Origin of the sequence: Pseudomonas sp. MPB26, assembly GCF_046605355.1 — a bacterium.
GTDB lineage: Bacteria > Pseudomonadota > Gammaproteobacteria > Pseudomonadales > Pseudomonadaceae > Aquipseudomonas > Aquipseudomonas cedrina.
Genome location: NZ_CP176793.1, coordinates 760,668 through 781,027 on the forward strand (window position 1 = coordinate 760,668; position 20,360 = coordinate 781,027).

Here is a 20,360-nt window from a genome sequence, read left to right on the forward strand (position 1 = left end):
GCGTAGTTAAAGCGCGATACAACTTATAAGAAAATTATGGCTTTTTGCCAAAACTTTAAATATTTCCGTAAGAACCGGACTACATGAGTTCGGACAAGAATAATTTAGCATGAATCAGATCTGTAAGAACTGGATTACATATTCGGCAATAGCCCGGCAATTACGCTACGCAAGCAACTTGAGCAATTAATCTAGTTGCTTTATCGGCAACTTCCATGGCGGCGTTAAATAAACCTGCGCGGTCAGCGACCGTTGGTCGGGGAAAATTGCCCATACATTAAGATATATCTTAAGTTGTATCTAACCAAGGCGGAGCGCAGAAAAATGAGAGAGCACCACCCACATCACGATGGCCGCGACGGCTTCGAAAAACGCCCGGGCCGCGAACGCGGCGGCCGTGGCCCCCGTGTATTCGCACCGGGCGATCTGAAATTGCTGCTGCCGGCGCTGATCGCCGAACAGCCGTGCCATGGCTACGACCTGATCCGCCGCATCGAAAGCCTGTTCGACGGCGCCTACAGCCCCAGCCCCGGCGTGATCTACCCGACATTGACGTTCCTCGAAGAGAGCGAACTGATCACCGGCGACACCGACGGCGGAAAAAAACGCTACACAATCACCGACGCCGGTCGTCTCTTCTTGAGCGAACAGGCGGTTGCCGTGGAGGGCGTGCGCATGCGTATCGACGTGAGCAAGCGTTCACTGCGCGGCCAGGACCGTCCGCCCGAAATCCACGAGGCGGTACACAACCTGCGCCACGCCCTGCACGCGCATCACGGGCGCTGGAGCCGGGAAGAAATCGCGCGTGTCGCCACGCTGCTCAATCGCACCGCTCAAGCCATTGCCGACGGGAGAGACCAATGACCACGCAAACCATCCACCGCGTCACCCATGAAATCAAACGTCGCCGCCTGGAAGTACTGCGGGTGATGGATGTCACGCCGCGCATGCGCCGCGTCACCCTGGGCGGGCCGGAATTGGCGGGGTTTATCAGCCTGGGCAGCGACGATCACGTCAAGCTGCTGTTCCCGCAGAACGCCGCCGAACAGGCCGCGCTGGAAAGCCCGACCTTCAGCATCAAAGGCGATGGCCCGCAGCCGGCCATGCGTGACTACACGCCTCGCCGTTACGACCCAAGCTGCGGCGAACTGGACATCGACTTCGTGCTGCACGGCGACGGTCCCGCGTCCACCTGGGCCGAGCAGGTGCAGGTCGGCCAGCACCTGTACATCGGCGGTCCGCGCGGCTCGATGATCGTGCCGAATATATTCGACAGCTACTTGCTGATCGGCGACGAAACCGCGCTGCCGGCCATCGGTCGCCGCCTGGAAGAACTGCCGGCCGGGCGCAAGGTGCTGGCGGTGATTGAAATCGCCAATGCGGCGGAGCAGCAGACGCTGCACAGTGCCGCCGATGTGCAAGTGATCTGGGTGATACGCGGCCAGGACGACCTGCTCGAAACGGTGCGCAACCTGACGCCGCCAGACGGTGTGTTGTACAGCTTCGTGGCGACCGAAACCAAACTGTCGCGCCAGGTACGTCGCGTGCTGCTGGACACGCACAAGGTCAATGAGGAATACCTCAAGGCGGTGGGTTACTGGCGGGCCGAGGGTAGCGAAGAAGAGTAAGAACCTGACGCGGTTAACCCTGTGGGAGCGGGCTTGCTCGCGAAAGCGGTGGGTCAGCCAACACATCTGGCGACTGACACTGCGCATTCGCGAGCAAGCCCGCTCCCACAGTTTTTACCGTGCTCGCTTCAGGAATGTGTCGAGGCCTACAACGGTCAACGCAATCACCACAAACCCCGCCAAAATCCCCCCGGCATTCACGAATACTTGTGGATAACCCAGCGTCAAGACATCAATGAACGGGTACTGATATTGCCCGAGCAAATCCCCACGCAACAGCGCATAACCGAAGTACACCAGCGGGTAAACCACCCAGCCGGCGATGTGCTTGAGCCGCAAGCTGCCCTTGGGTACGCACTGCCACCAATAGATAAAAAACAGCACAGGCATCACGTCGTGCAACAACTCGTCGGCAATGAATTGGAAGCCTTCGGGTTGCCACAAATGACGCAGCAGCAGGTTGTAGGCCAGGCCGACCACCAGGATGCTGACGGCGATGCCGCTGCTGATGACCGGCCCAGCGAAAAACCGTTTCGCCGCACTGTCGCGCGCCACCCACGCATAACTCAACACCACCACCGCCAGGGTGTTGGTGAGCACGGTGAAGAAACTGAAAAAGTTGACCAACCCGCCCAGCAGGCTGGCGCCGGACTCCCAGCGCGAATAGAAAATCAGGTACTGCTGAATCACCAACCCCGCCCAACCGGCCAGGGCGGCTGCCGCTGTAAACCACTTCATGGGATCAGTCCAGCGGGCGTTTGGTACGCATCAGCTTGACGTACAAGCCCTCGACTTTCTCCCGCGCCCAAGGGGTTTTGCGCAGGAAGGTCAGGCTTGACTTGATACTCGGGTCGCTCTTGAAACAGCGCACATCAATGCGCTCGGCCAGGCCCGCCCATTCGTAGTGTTCAACCAGGGTGGTGAGGACGTGCTGCAGGGTCACTCCGTGGAGAGGGTCGTTGCTTGTCGCGGTCATGCCGGGCCTTTTACCAAATGGAAAACACAGCTGCGCACTTTAACACGATCGATAAAAGTTCCCGTTCCAAGCGAAAAGGAGATGTTATATTGTAACTATAGATCTCAAATCTTTTCGTCGTTTTTCCAAGGAATGTCCGATGTCCCTCTCCTCCCTGTGGCGCTTGACCCCGCTTGCCGCCGCGCTGCTGATCTGCTCCGAAGCCCACGCCCTTGAGCTGCAACCCCAGGTCATCACCGGCAACCCGCTGGGCAATGAACAGCTCGCCTCGCCGACCACCGTGCTGGAAGGCGATGACCTGACCCTGCAACAAAAAGGTAGTCTGGGTGAAACCCTGAACAAGCAGCCTGGCGTGTCGTCTTCGTACTTCGGCCCAGGCGCGAGCCGGCCGATCATTCGTGGCCAGGATGGCGACCGCATTCGCATCCTGCGCAACGGCGTGGGCGCGCTGGATGCGTCGTCGCTGTCCTACGATCATGCGGTGCCGCTGGACCCGGTCAACGTCGACCGCATTGAAATCGTGCGGGGCCCGGCGGCCTTGTTGTACGGCGGCAGCGCCATCGGCGGTGTGGTCAACACCTTCGACAACCGCATCCCCACCGAAGCCATCGAAGGCATTCACGGTGTTGGTGAATTGCGCTACGGCGGCGCCGACACCACGCGCAGCAGCGCCGGCAGGCTGGAGGCCGGCAACGGCACCTTTGCCTTGCACCTGGACGCGAATGCGCGGGAATTCAACGACCTGAAAATCCCGGGTCAGGCCCGCAGCCGCCACGCTCCGGAAACCGACGACGCCCCCGGCAAGAACGGCCGCCTGGGCAACAGCGACGGGCGTCAGGACGGCGGTGCGCTGGGCGGTTCCTACACCTGGGATGACGGTTACGCCGGCGTGTCCTACAGCAACTATGATGCGAACTACGGCTCCCCGGCCGAACAGGATGTGCGCATTCGCATGAAACAGGACCACTACGCCTTCGCGTCGGAAATCCGCAACCTGCAAGGCCCGTTTACCTCGGTGAAAATCGACGCTGGCTACACCGACTACGAACACCGCGAAATCGAAGGCGGCGAAACCGGCACGGTGTTCAAGAACAAAGGTTATGAAGCGCGTGTGGAAGCGCGTCACCAGCCCATCGGCCCGTTCGACGGCGTCGTCGGCGCCCAAGTGACCCGCAACGAGTTCTCGGCCTTGGGTGAGGAAGCCTTCGTACCGCAGACCGACACCAATGCCGGCGCGCTGTTTATCCTCGAACAACTGCAAGCCACCGAGCGCCTGAAACTCAGCCTCGGCGGGCGCCTGGAGCACACCAGCGTCGACCCGGACGCCAAGGGCAACGCGCGCTTTGCCGGGGCCGACAACAGCAATGAGTTCACCGCCGGCAGCCTGTCGTCGGGGGCGGTCTACACGCTTACACCGGTCTGGTCCCTGGCCGCGACCCTGGGCTACACCGAACGCGCACCCACGTTTTATGAGCTGTATGCCAACGGCGCCCACGTCGCCACCGGCACCTATGAACTGGGCGACGCGAACCTGAAGAAAGAAAAAGCCGTGTCCAGCGACTTGGCCCTGCGCTTTGACAATGGCACGCACAAAGGCAGCTTCGGCGTGTTCTACAGCCGTTTCTCCAATTACATCGGTTTGTTGGGCAGCGGTCGTACGCTCAACGATGACGGCGAGGAGGATGCAGGCGGCATCCCTGAATACAAATATTCCGGCGTGCGTGCGCGTTTCGCCGGTTTTGAAGCCCAGGATCACTGGAAGCTTGGCGAAAGTGCCTATGGCAAGTTCGCTCTGGAACTGTCGGGCGACTACACCCGTGCCACCAACCTGGACACCGGCGAAGCCCTGCCGCGGATTGCTCCGCTGCGTTTGAACAGCGGCTTGCTGTGGGAACTGGACCGCTGGCAGGCACGCATCGACGTGGAACATGCCGCTGGCCAAGGCCGTGTACCGGATAACGAGAGCGGCACCGATGGCTACACCACCCTGGGCGCGAGCGCGGGGTATCGCTTCAACATGGGCGGCAGCCAATGGCTGGCGTTCGTCAATGGCGAGAACTTGACCAACCAGACGGTGCGGTACGCCAGCTCGATCCTGCGGGACATTGCGCCGGCGCCAGGCAGAAGCGTGCAATTTGGCGTGCGCACAACCTTCTAAACCTCCCCCAATCCATGTGGGAGCCGGGCTTGCCCGCGATACAGACACCTCGGTATTCCAGTTGCACCGAGGCGATGCAATCGCAGGCAAGCCAGCTCCCACACACCAGTTCTCATCGCCTTTTGCAGCGACATTTAGTCACTGTTACCAATTCTGAAATGATGCATCTTGCGATTTGCGCTTTCTCTGGACGCCCACTCCCTTTATCCTTGCCCGCAACAAACTGAAACGTTTCACTTCTGCGGTCGACCCCATCTTGCCGAATTTCCCCCGCCCTCAAGACAGCGCTGTCTTTTCCAGATCCGCGCCTGGGGATAAATCGCCCGCCTGTGGATAACCCTGCTAGTCCTCAGAAAACCCGAATTTGCACTGAACCAAGCCCCTGTCGAATCGTCATCTACAGTGAAGAAACACGGGGACACAATTCCAACGTAACGGAGAAATACAACTATGAGCGCTGACGGTGCTTCGAGCCCAAGCCGCCTGCTGCCCAGGCTGCTAGGTGTCTTGCTGCTGATCATGGGCCTGGCCTTGCTGGCCGGGGGTATCAAGCTGACGATGCTCGGCGGGTCGCTGTATTACCTGCTGGCCGGTATCGGCATCACCCTGACCGGCGTTCTGCTGCTGGCCACCCGCCGCGCCGCGCTGGGCCTGTACGCATTGGTGCTGTTCGCCAGTACCCTTTGGGCCCTGTGGGAAGTGGGCCTGGACTGGTGGCAGTTGGTGCCGCGCCTGGCACTGCTGTTTGCCGTAGGCCTCGTCATGCTGCTTCCATGGTTTCGCCGTCCGTTACTGCGCGGCCAGCCTGCCCCGCTGGGCACTGGCGCACTGAGCGTGGCCGTGGTGCTGGCGGGCGCCGCTGCCATTGCCAGCCAATTCACCAACCCGGGCGAGATCAAAGGCCAACTGGACCGCGACGCGGTACCGGGCATGGCCAATGCAGCCCCGGCCCAGGCGGATGGCGACTGGAACTCCTACGGTCGCTCGGCCTACGGCGATCGCTACTCGCCACTGGCGCAGATCACCCCGGAAAACGCGCACAAGTTGGTGCCGGCGTGGACCTACCGTACCGGTGACATCCCTGGCCCGAACGATCCGGGCGAGACCACCGCGGAAAACACCCCGTTGAAAGTCAACGGCATGCTCTATGTGTGCACGCCGCACAGCCAGGTGATTGCCCTGGACCCGGACACCGGCAAGGAAATCTGGCGCTTCGACCCGAAGATCAGCAGCCAGGGTGCCGAGAACTTCAAGGGTTGGGCGCACATGACCTGCCGTGGCGTGTCGTATCACGATGACGCCGTCTATGCTTCCGAACAAAGCCCGACCGGCAGCGCCAGTCCAGCGGCTACGCCGACTGCTTGCCCGAAACGCATTTTCGTACCCACCGCCGACACCCGTCTGATCGCCCTCAACGCCGACACTGGCAAGATGTGCGAAGACTTTGGTGACAAAGGCCAGGTCGACCTGCGTGCCAATATCGGCAGCTTCGCCCCAGGCGGTTACTATTCCACCTCGCCACCGGCCGTGACCAAGGACCTGGTGGTGATCGGCGGGCACGTGACCGACAACGTCTCCGTCGACGAACCCAGCGGCGTGATCCGCGCGTTCGACGTGCACACCGGCAAACTGGTGTGGAACTGGGACAGCGGCAACCCGGACGACACCACGCCGTTGGCCGAGGGCAAGACCTACACGCGTAACTCGCCGAACATGTGGTCCATGTTCGCCGTGGATGAAAAACTCGGCATGCTGTACCTGCCGATGGGCAACCAGATGCCTGACCAGTACGGCGGCGACCGTACCGACGATTCCGAAAAATACGCCGCCGGCCTGACCGCCCTGGACATCAACAGCGGCCACGTGAAGTGGACCTTCCAGTTCACCCACCACGACCTGTGGGACATGGACGTGGGCGGCCAGCCGTCGCTGATCGATATCAAGACTGAAGCCGGCGTGAAGCAAGCCGTCATGGCGTCGACCAAGCAAGGCAGCATCTACGTGCTGGACCGCGCGACCGGCCAGCCGGTGGTGCCGATCCACGAAGTGGCGGTGCCGCAGGGCGCAGTGGCGGGCGACCGCACCTCCCCTACGCAACCCAAGTCGGAGCTGAACTTCATGCCGCCGCCGCTCAAAGAGCGTGACATGTGGGGCGTGACGCCGTTCGACCAGATGCTGTGCCGTATCGACTTCAAATCCCTGCGCTACGACGGGGCCTTCACCCCACCTTCGCTGCAGGGTTCGATCGTTTACCCAGGTAACTTCGGCGTGTTCGACTGGGGTGGTATTTCCGTCGACCCGGTGCGCCAGATCGCCTTCGTGAACCCGAGCTACATGGCATTCAAGTCCAAGCTGATCCCGGCTGCCGACATCGCCAAGCAAGGCCCGCGCGTCAGCGAAACCGAAGGCGTGCAGCCAAACAAAGGCGCGCCGTATGGCGTGATCCTCGAAGCCATGCTGTCGCCCATGGGCCTGCCGTGCCAGGCACCGGCCTGGGGCTACGTGGCGGCGGTCGACCTGACCACTCACAAGACCATCTGGATGCACAAGAACGGCACCGTGCGTGACAGCTCGCCGGTTCCGATCCCGTTGAGCATGGGCGTACCGAGCCTGGGCGGCACGTTCACCACCGCCGGTGGCGTGGCGTTCCTGAGCGGCACCCTCGACCAGTACCTGCGTGCCTATGACGTGAAAAACGGCAAGCAACTGTGGGAAGGCCGCCTGCCAGCAGGCGCGCAAACCACACCGATGACCTACACCGGCAAGGACGGCAAGCAATACGTGCTGGTCATGGCGGGCGGTCACGGTTCCCTGGGCACCAAGCAGGGTGACTATGTGATGGCGTTCAAACTGCCGGATTGATCTTCATCGGCGGTAAGTAAGGCGGCTACCCTCCAAAGGTAGCCGCCTTTTTCATGTCCACAGGGAATTGTGGGTGTTCACCTTTTTGGCATTCGACACAAACCCCCTGTGGGAGCGGGCTTGCTCGCGAAGGCGCAGTGTCAGTCAAAACATACGTAGCTGACCCACCGTATTCGCGAGCAAGCCCGCTCCCACATTTCGAATAATGCTGGCCGCAGGATCAGTGTTCGATCACTTCACCGCGCATCGCCGCCAACCGGGCGATCAGGCGGTTCTGCACGGGCACGGCGATGCCTTCCTTGTCCATTGAGGCAATCAAGTCTTCTACCAGCGCATTGAAGTCACTGCGGCTCACCTTCTGGCCCTTATGGCTCTCGGCCATGCTGTCGCCGGTATAAGTGCACGGCCCGCCCGCCTCGACACAGAACTGTTCAATCAGCTTGTTGCGCAGGCGCTGGATATCGACGCGCCGGAAGCGTTCGACGATGCGCGCGTCCCGGGCAATGTTGAGCAACATGCCCTCGACGATACGAGTGATCCCCGGCAGCGCGCCTAGGTCGCGATAGAGGCTGTCGTCCTTGGGCGGCTGTTGGGCGCAGGCACTGAGCAACAGCAGCAAGCAAACCGGTAACCAGCGCATCAGAAACTCCCTTGCACCGACAAGTAGCTGCCATTCTGGTGGTCCAGCGTGGCGATTTCCCCCAGGTGTGCGTAAGCCAAGACGAACGACACATGCTTGTTGGGGAAATAGCCTACGAACACATCAGCCCAATCACTCTCCCCCGCAAACGACAAATTGTCAGGTTTCTCGCGGTACTCCACGCCCACCGCCCAACGCGGGTTGAGCAACAGCGCCAGCGAGCCTTCCTTGAGCAGGCTGCGGCTGTCGCGACGGTCACCGCCAAAACCGAGCAGGCCGGTCTCGTTGGCGCGGCTGTAGCGCAGACTGCCGTTGACCAGCACGTTGTAGCCGAACGCGGCGCCCATAAACAGACGGCTGGCGGCGAGGTAGCCTTCAACGTCGCTGTCACGCTTGGCGCCCACCAGGCGGGGAATCTCGAAGTCAGTCTGATGCTTGTATTCCAGGCCCAGAGAGACCTGGGGCAGCGTGTCGTAGACCACGTCGCCGAACAGCCGCACCTTGAGGCCCAGCACGTCTTGCCCCAGGGAGTCTTCGGGCAGGTTGAGCTTATGCACCAGGCTGCCGAGGTCGAAGCGCTGGCGGGCGAAAGACAGTTCGACGCGGTTGTCGTAGGCCAACGCCACACCGGCCACGTCCAACCGGTAATCGGGCAGGTTGACCGTGGTGGCGAACGCCGTGGCGCCCCACTCGTGCTGTTCGCCATAACCGGCCAGCACGGCCCACGGTGTAAGACCGCCCCCCGCCGTGCCTTCGATACTGCTGGCGCCTCCGGTCGCGATCAGGCGGCCATTATCGGCCAGCGCCGCTGGCAGGGTCAGTGCGCCGAGGCACCCGATCAGGAAAGAAACACGCACTGTCATTCCACTCAATGAGCTAGGGAAGTTTGCGCACTGAGGGGCAAGGCCACCCAGGCTTCGAAAGCATCGGCACTCAATGGCCGGCTGATCAGGTAACCCTGGGCCGTGTCGCACTGCCAACGCTCCAGCAGGCGCAGGCTATGGGCATATTCAACGCCCTCGGCGACCACTTTGAGGCCCAGGTTATGGCTCATCTCGATGGTGGAACGCACGATCACCGCGTCTTCACTGGTTTCATCGAGGTTGCGCACGAAGGATTGGTCGATCTTCAGCTCTTGCACCGGCAGGCGCTTGAGGTGCGCCAATGACGAGTAACCGGTGCCGAAGTCATCCACCGACAGGCCGATGCCGCAATCACGCAGCAGGTGGAGCACCTTGAGGGCTTTTTCCGGTTCGCGCATCACAGCGCTCTCGGTGATCTCGAACAGCAGTTGCTCCGCCGGCAAGCCATAGCGACACAGCAAGGCCGACACGCGATGGGCCAGCTCGTCATCGAGCAGGTCGTCCGCCGAGATGTTCAGCGACAGCTGCAAGGCCAGGCCGCGCCGGTTCCATTCGCACAACTGGCGAATGCCCTCTTCGATTACCCATTGGGTCAACAAGCGGATGCTGCCCGAGCGCTCGGCCAAGGGGATGAATTCCGCCGGCGAGACCAGGCCGAACTGCGGGTGCTGCCAGCGCAACAGGGCTTCGGCCTGGCGCACGATGCCCTGGCGAATATCCAGTTTGGGCTGGTAGTGCAGCAGCAGTTGGCCATGGCTGGGGGCGTGGCGCAGGTCGCGGATCAGGCTGATCTGGCGACGGTGCGCGAGGTCGCGGCCATGCTCGTAGACCTGCAAGCGATCAGGCATTTGCGCGGCGTCCTTCATGGCGATGGCCGCGCGCTCCAGCAGGGTCTGGGGGCTTCCGCCATCCGCCGGGTACGCCACGATGCCCAGGCGACAGTCCAGCGCCAGATCGTGACCGTTGACGCGCTGGGGGCGCAGTAACAGCTGCTGCAGTTTGTCGGCCAGGCCCACCGCTTCGTCGCTGCCCGCGCCTTCAAGCAACAGCAGGAATTCATCGGCGATCAGGTGCGCCAGGGTATCGCCGGGGCGCAACGCCGCTTGCAGGCGCTGGCTCACGGTCAGGAGCAGTTGGTCCACCGCTTCGGGCCCGACGGTTTCGCTGGCAGTGCGCAGATTGTCGATGCCCAGGTAGATCAACGCCATCGGCCGTTGCAGGGCAATCGCACTGCCCAGGCGCTCCATCGCCAACGTGCGGTTGGGCAGGCCGGTAAGCCGATCATGCAGGGCGTTGTGCGCCAGCTGTTGTTCGCGCTCGGCAATGCCGCTCTGCATGGCATTGACCGCCAGGGCCAGTCGCCCCAGTTCATCGCTGCGTGCCAGCACGACCGGGGTATGGTAATCGCCGCTGCCGATACGTTCGGCCGCCTGCGCCAGCGCCTGCACCGGGCGTGAGACTGTGCGGGCCAGCAGCAAGGCACCGATCAACGACGCAATCAGGGCGACCAGGGCGATACCGAGGATTTTTTCATCCAGCGGCGCAAAGGCCTGCATCGCCGCGTCCAGCGGGCTTTGCAGCAGGGCCAGGACTTTGCCGTTTTCATCACTGGCCAGCACCAGCGACTGGCTGAGGAAGCGTTGCTCAAGGTGATCGGTGGTGGACACGCCACGGCGCGCCGAGTCGCCTTGCATCAGCGCGCGGATACTGTCGCGCAACCCCTGCGGCTGCGTGCTGACCAGTTCGCCAGGCAGGTCCTGCTCAATCGCCAGGAACGAGACTTCCAGGCTGCTCAGCGAGCGCAACTCATCGGCGAACGCACCGTCCATGCTGAACCCCATCACCACCCGCGCGATCGGCAACGGCGCCAGCACCGAGGCCTCCACCAGCAGGTGCGGCTTGCCTTGCAACGGCACGATCAGCGTCGCCTGGTAATTCTGCCGCGCCTCGCGCAAGGCCAGGTCATAGCGAAAAATCGAGCCCTCGGCGACTTCCTTGAGGGTGCTGGCCAGGACTTTGCCGTCCATGCCCAGCAGGATCATGTCGCTGGCGTTGATGCGCTTGCCGTGGTTGAGCAGCACCGAGCGCATCGTCGCCGAATCGCCACTGGCCACGGCGTCGCGAAAACCGAAATCGGCCGCCAGCAGCTGCACGCCATCGGCCAGGCGCCGGCCACGAACGTCGAGCAAGCGCTCGAACACCCGCGTGCCCACCTCCAACTGGGCCAGGGCCTGGCGGTGTACCGCCGAACTGGTCGCGGCCTTGACGCTGAAATACAACGCACCGATCACCACCAGCGAGAGCAGGATCAGTACGCCGGCGACCCGCGCCTGGAAACTACTGCGCAGTTTCACGGGCGGCTCGATTGAAAGCATCGCCAAAGGCGCTGGGTGTTGGCGGCAAATCCGCGGGCGCAGGCGCAAGCGTCAACGCCACACGGTGGCTGAAGCCGGCAGCCGGGACGTGCACGGTGCCGCCGTCCAACGGCTGCATACCTGCCAGTTGCGGGTGCCACAGGGTAAGGCGATAGTCACCGGCCGGCAGGTCTGCCAGGCGCACCCGGCCCTGGTCGTCGCTGACGCCGAAACGCGGGTCATCGGTCACGTAGATATAACCGAGCATCCAGTCATGGATATTGCAACCCAGCACCACCACCCCAGGCTTGTCGAACAGCAAGGGGGCGGCCGGCGTACCCTCGTAAAGACGCAACTCGAAGCGCTTGGCCGTGGAGAACGAATACACCTGATGACGAATGTTGTCGCTGTTGGGGAAGCGCACCTGCGTACCGGTATGCACCGCCAGCACATGGGGGGCGAAGCGTTGGTCACGCTGGTCCATATCGGCCTTGAACGCACCCTGCGGCGCACCGGCCGGGCCTTGCAGCGTCACCACGGCATCGGCGACCGGTCGGCCGTCGGACTGGTAAGCCAACACATCAAGCGTCGCCGCCGACGCCGAGCCGAGAGCGGCCAACAACAGCGCCGCAAGGGGTAACACGTGGAAAATCCGAGCCATGGTCGATCCGCAGTAATGGGCTAAAAAGCGGCCAGCCTTGGCACGGAAGCGTAGATGTGCATGCATGATGGCGCAAATAAGGCCATTTGCCATCATTGAGTATGCAGTAACACGTGGCCGCCGGTCGCTAAAAACCTGTGCAACCCGTCAGTCGTTATAGAAGTTATCGACCCTGCGCAAAATATCTGTAGGTGGCTGCAAAGGCTTTTCTAGATCTGCAGCCGCGCGCGGCGCATCCACATTTCGAAGGCCATTGCATTCAACGGCCGGCTGATCAGGTAGCCCTGGGCGGTATCGCAGTTCCATTGTTTGAGCAGCCTGAGGCTGGGAGCAAATTCCACGCCTTCTGCCACCACCTTGAGCCCCAGGTTGTGGCTCATTTCGATGGTGGAGCGCACGATCACCCCGTCGCCGCTGGTGCTGTTGAGGTTGCGCACGAACGACTGGTCGATCTTCAACTCCTGCACCGGCAGGCGCTGCAATTGCGCCAGCGACGAGTAGCCGGTGCCGAAGTCATCCACCGAAAGGCTGATGCCGCAGCCGCGCAATTGCTCGAGCACGCTGAGGGCCTGTTGCGGGTTGTGCATGATCGCGCTTTCGGTGATTTCGAAAATCAGTTGCGCGGCCTCGACCCGGTACTGCATCAACAACGCGGTGACGCGAATCGCCAGGTCATCATCGGCCAGGTCGTCCACCGAGATATTCACCGACAGCTGGACCAGCATGCCGCGCCGCGCCCATTCGCCGATCTGGCGGATGGCTTCTTCAATCACCCACAGGGTCAGGCTGTTCATGCTGCCGGTGCGTTCGGCCAGGGGGATGAATTCAGCGGGCGACACTTGCCCCAGGGTCGGGTGCTGCCAGCGCAACAGGGCTTCGGCCTGGCCTACATGGCCCTGCTTGAGATCGAGTTTGGGCTGGTAGCACAGGAACAATTCGCCTTCCAGAGCGGCACGGCGCAGGTCACGGATCAGGGTGATCTGGCGTTGATGGGCCAGGTCGCGGTCCTGTTGGTAGACCTGCAAATGCCCCGGCAGGCTCGCAGCGTCATGCCGCGCGATGGCGGCGCGGCTGATCAATTCTTCGACCTGCTGGCCGTCGGCGGGGTAAGCGGCGATGCCGATGCTCACTTCGTGGCGCAGCTCATCATGGCCGATGCGCTGCGGCTCGGTGAGCAGCGCGTACAGGCGGTCGGCACGGGCGACGGCGCGATCGACCTGGGTGTTTTCCAGCAACAGCAAGAACTCACTGCCGGCAATGCGCGCCGCCGTGTCACTGGGCAGCAGGCTCATGGACAGGCAGCGGCTGGCCTCGCGCAGCATTTCTTCAACGCCTTCGGGGCCAAAACCTTCGTTGATGACCCGGTAGTTTTCGATCCCCAGGTACAGCAACACCACTGGCCGCCGCGCACTGATCGCACTGCCCAGGCGCTCCATGGCCAAGGCGCGATTGGGCAGGCCGGTCAGCGGGTCGTGCAGGGCGTTGTGCGCCAGTTGCCGCTCGCGCACCGCGATGCCGCTCTGCATGGCGTTGAAGGCGCGGGCCAATAGGCCGAACTCATCGTTGCTGCGTACCCGCACCGGGGTCTGGTAATGACCGTCACCAATACGCTCGGCCGCCTGCACCAAGGCATTGAGCGGCCGTGACACACGCCGTGCCAGGAACAACGCACCGGCCAGCGACACCAGCAGCACCGCCAGGGCAATCCCGAGGAACTGCCGGTCCAGTGGCGCAAAGGATTCCAGCGCGTGGTCCAGCGGGCTTTGCAACAAGACCCGCACTTCGTCGCCATTGCCGGTATTGGCCAGCGGCAGCACCTGGCTCAACACGCGCTGGCCGTGGAACACATGGATCATCGGCTCGGGGTCGACAGGCCGGTCGCGCAACAGGTCAAGAGCAGCGACCTGGTATGCCTGCGGCTGGGTACTGAGCAAGGGGCCCGGCTTGCCGTTGTGCACACTGAGGAACGACACGTCCAGCTTGCTCATGGAGCGCAGTTCATTGGCGAACTGTGCGTCCATGGGAAAGCCCATGACGATGCGCGCGATGGGCAGCGGGTCGAGCACTTCATCCTGCACCAATAAATAAGGCCGACCGTCCATGGCCACGATCAGCCTCTGCAGGCCTTTGCGCCGCGCATGGCGCAGAGCCTGGTCATAGGGGAACAGCTGGCCACGGGTGAGCACCGGCAAGGTGCTGACCATGACCTTGCCCGCCAGGTCCAACACGAAGACTTCGCTGGCACGGATACCCGTGCCGTGGCGACGCAGGGCGGCAAGTATCGGCGCGGTCTGGCCGGCGGCCACGGCGTGTTTGAAAGGGAGATCGGCGGTCAACCAGTCGAGGCCGTATTGCAGGCGCTGCCCGCGCAGGTCGAGCAGACGCTCGAACACCTGCCGGCCGATGCGCAGTTGGACTTGCGCCTGATTTTCCACGGCGCGTGTGGTGGCGGTCTTGACGGCGAAGTAGGTGGCGGCGACCACGACCAGCAACAACAGCGCCAGTACCGCAGCGATGCGGGTTTGGAACGTATGGCGCCACCTCGTTGCGGCGCCCCCCGGCCGCCTTCGCCTTTCCGTGCCGCTGCGTCCCGGTGTCATGTGCATTCCCTGCGAGGGCTGACCTGGCGTCAAAAAAATATCCATTTTTTATGGATATTGGATTTGAAGAGATTAGCTGGGACTTGGGGTAAGTGCACCCAATAAAACCGGGGTTTTTAGCGGCGGTTTATTGGCGACATCAGATTAGCCTCGATCAAACACCTCGGGCGCGCATGAAATCCCCCCAGCGCCGTACCAGGTAGTTGTGTTCGTCCATGACCGAATTCCACACCGCAATATGCCCCATGCGTTGTTCATAGGAGCCGCCGTCGCGCACTTCGCCGATGTCGATCAGCGGCAAGCCATCGCTGCCCGGCAGTTCCTCCCGCGCTGGTTTGCCCGCGTACCAGTAATTCCACTCCGCACGGCTCAAGTGATCGCGGCTACGGGCCGGGTTACCGATGTAGTAGCCCTGCCGCGCCATCACCGCCCCCGGCCAGCCCGACAGCCACCAATTCAAATACGCGTAGGCCGCATCCAGCACCGGCCCCTTGGCATGGCGCGACAACGACAAGCCCCCAAACCAGGCCCGGTAGCCTTCACGTGGCACCGCCAGGCGGTATTTCACGCCGGCGCGGTGCAGGCGCATCAAGGTCGGCGACCACAGACTCTGGATATCGATGCTCGGGCTGAGCATCAGTTGAGCGGCTTCTTCGTCATCGGACCAGAACGCCGCAAAGTGCCCTTCCTTCTGCTTGCGCACCAGGATGTCGGCCAGCACATCGATCTCTTCGATGCTCATGTTGCCGATGTCGCTGAAGCTGGCCAGCCCCGCTCCCTGCACCGCCAGTGCGGCATCCAGGGCGCCGATGGCGGCGTCACTTTGCAAGGCCGTGCGCGCACGCCACGCAGGGTCGAGCAGCCAGCCCCAGCTTTCGTTGCCGTGACAGAAACCCTCGGGCAGCCGTTCGGGACGGTAGGCAAAGCTGTCGGCGTTGTGGGTCAGGGGCAGCATGCTGATGCGCTCGGTGACCGTGCTGCCCAGGCTGCCATCGTGTTGCACGAACAACCGCTCGCTGGGCACGCTGCCGCTGCCCAGGCGATCATCGGGTGACAGGCGCCCGCGCTTGGGCAGGTCATTGATCTCATGCCACAACGCGATGCGCCGGGTGTCGATGGGTTGGATCGCCCGGGCCGGCCACACGAAATCGACGTTGTGAAACCACTGGTCGTACAGGTCGTAGCTGTCGGGCTGCATCACGGCGATGCGCTGCGCCTGTTCGACGTCATGCACCTGGTACACCAGGCGAATGCCCAGTTCCTGCTCGGCCCGCACGCGCAGGCATTCGAGCAAGGTGACCGACGTGCCGAGGACCCTTAAGGTGATCATGCCGCGAACCGCCGCGAGAACACATCAAAGGAGCGGCGCAACAGCGCAGGTTCGAGGCCGCGCAGGATAAACACCAGGCGCGATTGACGGTCGCTGCCCGGCCACGCAGGCAGATGCACTGGTGCATGCAGGCAGTGCTGCACGCCATGAATGACGATGGGGGCGTTACTGGCGTTCACGTTGAGCAGTCCTTTGACACGCAGGATTCGTTCGCCGTGGCATCTTAACAGCATCGACAGCCACACCCCGAAACCGACCCAGTCCAAAGGCTGGTCGAAGGTCAGGCTGCACACTTGCGCGGCGCCGTGGGTGGCCGTGGTGGTTTGATGCAGCTGCCAGCGGCCGACTTCAACGGCGGGTTCGGCGCTGCGCAGGCCTTCGCCCAGCAGCAATTGGTCGCCGCTGTGAATGGCATGGGTATCCAGGATCGGCGTGCCGGCATTCAGCGCGCGCAAATGCGCGCGCAGTGCCGTGCAGTCGCCCGCCAGGTCGGTCTTGCTCAACAGCAAGCGATCCGCCGCCGCCACCTGGGCCAGCCATTCCGGATGCAGGCGCTCCTGCAGGGCGGCGTGGCTGGCGTCCACCAAGGTAATTACCAGGCCGATATGAAAACGCCCGCGCAGTTGCACGTCGTTATTCAACGTGGCCAGGATCGGCGCCGGGTCGGCCAGGCCGGTGGTTTCCAGGATCACCCGCTTGAATGCCGGGATTTCACCGCGCTCGCGACGTTGCAGCAAGGTAAGCAACGCCTCCTTCAGCTCGCCACGGATCGAGCAGCACACGCAGCCGCTGGGCAGCAGCACCGTGTCCGGCGCGACCTCTTCGACCAGCAAATGGTCGATGCCGACGTCGCCGAATTCGTTGATCAGCAATGCTGTGTCGCCCAGGCTCTCGCCGTGCAGCAGGCGTTTGAGCAAGGTGGTCTTGCCGCTGCCGAGAAAGCCGGTAATGACGTTGAGGGCGATGCTCATGGGGTGGACTCCAAGTAATCCAACAGGCGTGGGTCGAGGGGGTCCAACGGACGGCCGAGCATGTCCTGCGCCGCCTGCCACAGCTGATCCAGGCCGCTGGCCAGGGCCTGTTTGCCGGTCGCGCCCAACAACAGATAGGACGCACCCTGGAAGTCTTCGACCTTGAGCCGGAACGCCGCCAGCACCTGGTTGATCGCCGCGATCCGGCGCAGGCGTTCACGACGCCTGGGCAGCTCGTCGCCCAGGGGGTCGCTCCAGTGCAGGTCTTCGCCGAGCAACCCGCAGAGTCCGCACATGGCTACACCCCACTCATGGCATGACATCGCCGGAGTTCGGGCCCAGGGTCTGGCCGACGAACAGATTGCCGCCCGGCTCGCTGGCCAGCAGCACGGCGGTGGGCGCCACTTCGTCGGCCAGGCCGAAGCGGCCCAGGGGCAGTTCCCTGGCCTTGGCGCGCTTCCAGTCATCGCTGATGCCACTGACCAACGGCGTCTCAATGGGGCCGGGGGCAATGGCGTTGACCAGTACATTGTCCTTGGCCACTTCCAGCGCCAGGGACTTGGTAAAGCCGATCACCCCGGCCTTGGCGGCGGCGTAATGCGTCAGTTCGGCGCCGCCCTTGATGCCCAGTTGCGAGGCGACATTGATGATCCGCCCCCAACGCTGCGCGAGCATGTGCGGCAGGGCGCGCTGGCTGGCGACGAAGACGCTGGTGAGGTCGACGCGCAGCATGTCGTTCCACATCTCGATGGACAGGTCGACGCAGCGCGCCTGGGTGAGCATGCCCGCGTTGTTGACCAGGATATCGATACCGCCGAACTGCTCGACACAACGGTCGACGCTGGCCTGGGCGCCTTCGACCGTGCCGACGTCGGCCAGGCACTCGAACACCTCGGCGCCGAGGTTGCGGCAGGTGATCGCGGTTTCGGCGAGGCTGGCGGCGTTGCGGTCGGCCAGCACCAGGCGCGCGCCTTCTGCGGCGTAGGCGTGGGCGATGGCGGCACCGATGCCGCTGCCGGCGCCGGTGATGACGGCACGGCGGTGGGTGAGTTGAGTCATGTAGATTCTCCCGAGGCAAACACCGTTCCCCTGTGGGAGCTGGCTTGCCTGCGATAGCGGTGTATCAGTAGATTTATAGGTAGCTGACCCACCGCCATCGCAGGCAAGCCAGCTCCCACATTTTCAGACCGCGTAGATTCAGTCGGGCCAGCGTACGGTTAATCCGCCGTCGATGACGATGCTCTGGCCAGTCAGATAGCTCGACGCTTCACTGGTCAAAAACTGCACCAGCGACGCCACTTCATCGGCCCGCCCTACCCGTCCCAGCGGGATCGCTTTCGCCGCTTTCGCCAAGCCCTCCGGCCCCAGCGAGTTCTTCGCATCCAGCGACTGCGGCGTCTCGATCAGCCCAGGAATCACCGCGTTGCAGCGGATGCCCTTGGCCGCCAGCTCCACCGCCAGCGACCGGCACAACCCCGGCACGCCGGCCTTGGCGGCGGCATAGTGCGAATGTTCCTGCCAGCCGTACACGCCACCGGCAATCGAGGAAATCGCCACCAGCGCGCCGCCTTCGTGCATATGCCGGGTCGCCGCGCGGAAGGTGCGCATCACCCCCGTGAGATCGACATTGAGCATCTCATCCCACAGCGCATCGGTCATCTCCAGCAACGGCGCGCGGCGCAGCAACCCGGCGTTGGCCACGGCGTAATCCAGCCGACCAAAATGCTGCACGGCTTGCGCGGCCAGGGCATCCATCGAGACGGTATCGCCCACGTCCAACGGCAACATCAGGCACTCGCCGCCGGCGGCCTGCACCAGGCTGACGGTGGCCTGCGGGTCATGCGGGTCAGCCGGGTAGTACCCGCCGACCACCGCCACGCCATGGCGCGCATAGGCCAAGGCGAGGGCTTGGCCGATGCCGCTGGCGGCGCCGGTAATCAAGGCAACTTTACGGCTCATCATTGACTCCTTACTGAACGGTTTCCGGACGCACATGGCGCGCGGCAAACATCAACATGCCGGACAAAAAGCACGGCACGGCGCCGAACCACAGCGCGGCGGTCTGCCAGTCACTGCCGGCGGACAACACCTGGGTCGCACCAAAGCCTGCGACCACCGCACCGATCGGGCCCATGGCATGGATGATCGCGCCGCCGGTGGCACGGATGCTGGTGGGGAAACTCTCGCTGATAAAAAACAGCGCCGCCGAATATGGGCCGATCAGGAAGAACAGGCCCAGGCTGTACAACCCGACCACCATCGCCATGTTGCTCGGGCCGAACAGCATCCCGGCGAACGACAACCCGCCGAGCATCCAGCCCAGGCCGATCACGTTGCGACGGCCGATCTTGTCGCCCATCCAGCCGTGGCTCAGGTAGCCGCAATAGCCCACCAGGTTTGACAGCACGAGGATGATCAGCGAGTTCTCGAACGAGATGTGGTGCACGCTGACGATCACCGACGTGCCCAGCACGCTGAACACTTGGATCGCCGCCCAGTTGAGCAACAGCGCGGCACCGATCACCAGCGTGGCACGCCGGGCCGGGCCACGGAAGGCGGCCTTGAGACCGGCCTTGCTGTGCTCGTCGTAGTCCACGCCGTAGGTCTGCGCAACGTTTTGCGCTTCGCTCACCGCACCGCTTTTACGCAGTTGACTGATGCGTTCATGGATCTGGAACTGCGGGCTCTCCTTGAGCTTGCGCGCCATGATCGCAATGACCACAGCCGGGATCGCAGCAAAGATGAAGCAGCCCTGCCAGCCGATGATAGGCAGCAACAGCGCGGTCAACCCGGCGGCGATCAACGCGCCGACCGGCCAACCGCCCTGCACCAGGCTGTAGATGAAGCCGCGACGCTTGGTCAGCCGCGGGTCTTCGGAGGCGCCGTACAACTCGGTCAAATAGGTGGCGTTGACGGTTTCCTCGGCATAACCCAGGCCGCCCAGCGAACGGATCAGGATCAGCGGCGACTTGCCCCACGCTCCACCAATCGCCGTCAGCGCCGAGCACAGCGCGGAACCGGCCACGGTGAAAATAATCCCTTTGCGGCGCCCCAGCTTGTCCACGATCGGTCCGATGGCCAGGGCGACCACGGCGGTTCCCACCGCCACCCAGGTCGCGATTTCAGCTTGCTCCACTTCACCCCAGCCAAAATGCCGGCCGATCTCCGGCAGCAAGGTGCCGAACAGGATGAAGTCGTACACCGCAAACACCCAGGCGAAAAACGCGATCCAGGTGGCAAAACGCACCTCCTGGGAGGTCAGTTGCCGGGGTTTCCAGCCAGTCAGGTCAAGCTTGTTGTAGATGGACATAGATCGC

Annotated in this window: 17 protein-coding genes; 4 read left to right on the forward strand and 13 right to left on the reverse strand. The window is 63.0% G+C overall.

Going from position 1 to position 20,360, the window contains the following annotated elements:
* Positions 1-324: 324 nt before the first annotated feature.
* The gene (locus ACLH0H_RS03585; protein WP_411381003.1) at positions 325-864 is read left to right on the forward strand and encodes a PadR family transcriptional regulator; all 540 of its coding nucleotides are present in this window, start codon (positions 325-327) and stop codon (positions 862-864) included.
* Entirely contained in the window at positions 861-1,628 is a 768-nt protein-coding gene (locus ACLH0H_RS03590) for a siderophore-interacting protein (protein ID WP_411381004.1), read from the forward strand. Before ACLH0H_RS03585 ends, ACLH0H_RS03590 begins: the two co-directional genes overlap by 4 nt.
* A 114-nt stretch (positions 1,629-1,742) precedes the next feature.
* On the opposite strand, the gene ACLH0H_RS03595 is transcribed toward ACLH0H_RS03590, so the two are convergent.
* Together ACLH0H_RS03595 and ACLH0H_RS03600 are read right to left on the reverse strand one after the other, a co-directional pair.
* The gene (locus ACLH0H_RS03595; RefSeq protein ID WP_411381005.1) at positions 1,743-2,366 is read right to left on the reverse strand and encodes a Pr6Pr family membrane protein; all 624 of its coding nucleotides are present in this window, start codon (positions 2,364-2,366) and stop codon (positions 1,743-1,745) included.
* A gap of 4 nt (positions 2,367-2,370) precedes the next feature.
* Positions 2,371-2,604 carry a VF530 family DNA-binding protein gene (locus ACLH0H_RS03600; protein ID WP_048720273.1) on the reverse strand — a complete coding sequence of 78 codons (234 nt, stop codon included), beginning with the start codon at positions 2,602-2,604 and terminating at the stop codon, positions 2,371-2,373.
* 139 nt (positions 2,605-2,743) lie between these two features.
* Between ACLH0H_RS03600 and ACLH0H_RS03605 the strand changes: the two genes are divergently transcribed.
* Positions 2,744-4,762 (forward strand): TonB-dependent receptor, encoded by a 2,019-nt coding sequence (locus tag ACLH0H_RS03605; protein WP_411381006.1) that lies wholly within the window; start codon positions 2,744-2,746, stop codon positions 4,760-4,762.
* Between the two features lie 450 nt (positions 4,763-5,212).
* The gene (locus tag ACLH0H_RS03610) at positions 5,213-7,624 is read left to right on the forward strand and encodes a glucose/quinate/shikimate family membrane-bound PQQ-dependent dehydrogenase (RefSeq protein ID WP_411381007.1); all 2,412 of its coding nucleotides are present in this window, start codon (positions 5,213-5,215) and stop codon (positions 7,622-7,624) included.
* A gap of 220 nt (positions 7,625-7,844) precedes the next feature.
* On the opposite strand, the gene ACLH0H_RS03615 is transcribed toward ACLH0H_RS03610, so the two are convergent.
* From ACLH0H_RS03615 to ACLH0H_RS03665, 11 genes are all read right to left on the reverse strand, one after another.
* Positions 7,845-8,264 (reverse strand): group I truncated hemoglobin, encoded by a 420-nt coding sequence (locus ACLH0H_RS03615; protein ID WP_411381008.1) that lies wholly within the window; start codon positions 8,262-8,264, stop codon positions 7,845-7,847.
* A complete protein-coding gene (locus tag ACLH0H_RS03620; protein ID WP_411381009.1) occupies positions 8,264-9,127 on the reverse strand; it encodes a DUF3034 family protein in 864 nt (287 codons plus the stop codon). Before ACLH0H_RS03620 ends, ACLH0H_RS03615 begins: the two co-directional genes overlap by 1 nt.
* Positions 9,128-9,132: 5 nt before the next feature.
* Positions 9,133-11,481: an EAL domain-containing protein gene (locus ACLH0H_RS03625; RefSeq protein ID WP_411381010.1), complete on the reverse strand. Its 2,349-nt coding sequence runs from the start codon at positions 11,479-11,481 to the stop codon at positions 9,133-9,135.
* Positions 11,465-12,142 (reverse strand): methylamine utilization protein, encoded by a 678-nt coding sequence (locus ACLH0H_RS03630; protein ID WP_411381011.1) that lies wholly within the window; start codon positions 12,140-12,142, stop codon positions 11,465-11,467. Before ACLH0H_RS03630 ends, ACLH0H_RS03625 begins: the two co-directional genes overlap by 17 nt.
* Positions 12,143-12,351: 209 nt before the next feature.
* On the reverse strand, positions 12,352-14,742 hold the full coding sequence (locus tag ACLH0H_RS03635; protein WP_411381012.1) for a putative bifunctional diguanylate cyclase/phosphodiesterase: 2,391 nt from the start codon (positions 14,740-14,742) through the stop codon (positions 12,352-12,354).
* A gap of 154 nt (positions 14,743-14,896) precedes the next feature.
* A complete protein-coding gene (locus ACLH0H_RS03640) occupies positions 14,897-16,072 on the reverse strand; it encodes an ABC transporter substrate-binding protein (RefSeq protein WP_411381013.1) in 1,176 nt (391 codons plus the stop codon).
* Positions 16,069-17,043, reverse strand: coding sequence for a CobW family GTP-binding protein (locus ACLH0H_RS03645; protein WP_411381014.1), 975 nt, complete (start codon positions 17,041-17,043; stop codon positions 16,069-16,071). The genes ACLH0H_RS03640 and ACLH0H_RS03645 overlap by 4 nt, the downstream gene beginning before the upstream one ends.
* Positions 17,040-17,339, reverse strand: a complete 300-nt coding sequence (locus ACLH0H_RS03650) for a hypothetical protein (protein ID WP_411381015.1) — start codon at positions 17,337-17,339, stop codon at positions 17,040-17,042. Before ACLH0H_RS03650 ends, ACLH0H_RS03645 begins: the two co-directional genes overlap by 4 nt.
* Positions 17,340-17,352: 13 nt before the next feature.
* Complete coding sequence (locus tag ACLH0H_RS03655) at positions 17,353-18,102, reverse strand: SDR family NAD(P)-dependent oxidoreductase (RefSeq protein ID WP_411381016.1); 750 nt, start codon at positions 18,100-18,102, stop codon at positions 17,353-17,355.
* Between the two features lie 138 nt (positions 18,103-18,240).
* Positions 18,241-19,002 (reverse strand): SDR family NAD(P)-dependent oxidoreductase, encoded by a 762-nt coding sequence (locus ACLH0H_RS03660; protein ID WP_411381017.1) that lies wholly within the window; start codon positions 19,000-19,002, stop codon positions 18,241-18,243.
* Positions 19,003-19,012: 10 nt separating this feature from the next.
* Positions 19,013-20,353, reverse strand: coding sequence for an MFS transporter (locus ACLH0H_RS03665; RefSeq protein ID WP_186691566.1), 1,341 nt, complete (start codon positions 20,351-20,353; stop codon positions 19,013-19,015).
* Positions 20,354-20,360 lie beyond the last annotated feature (7 nt).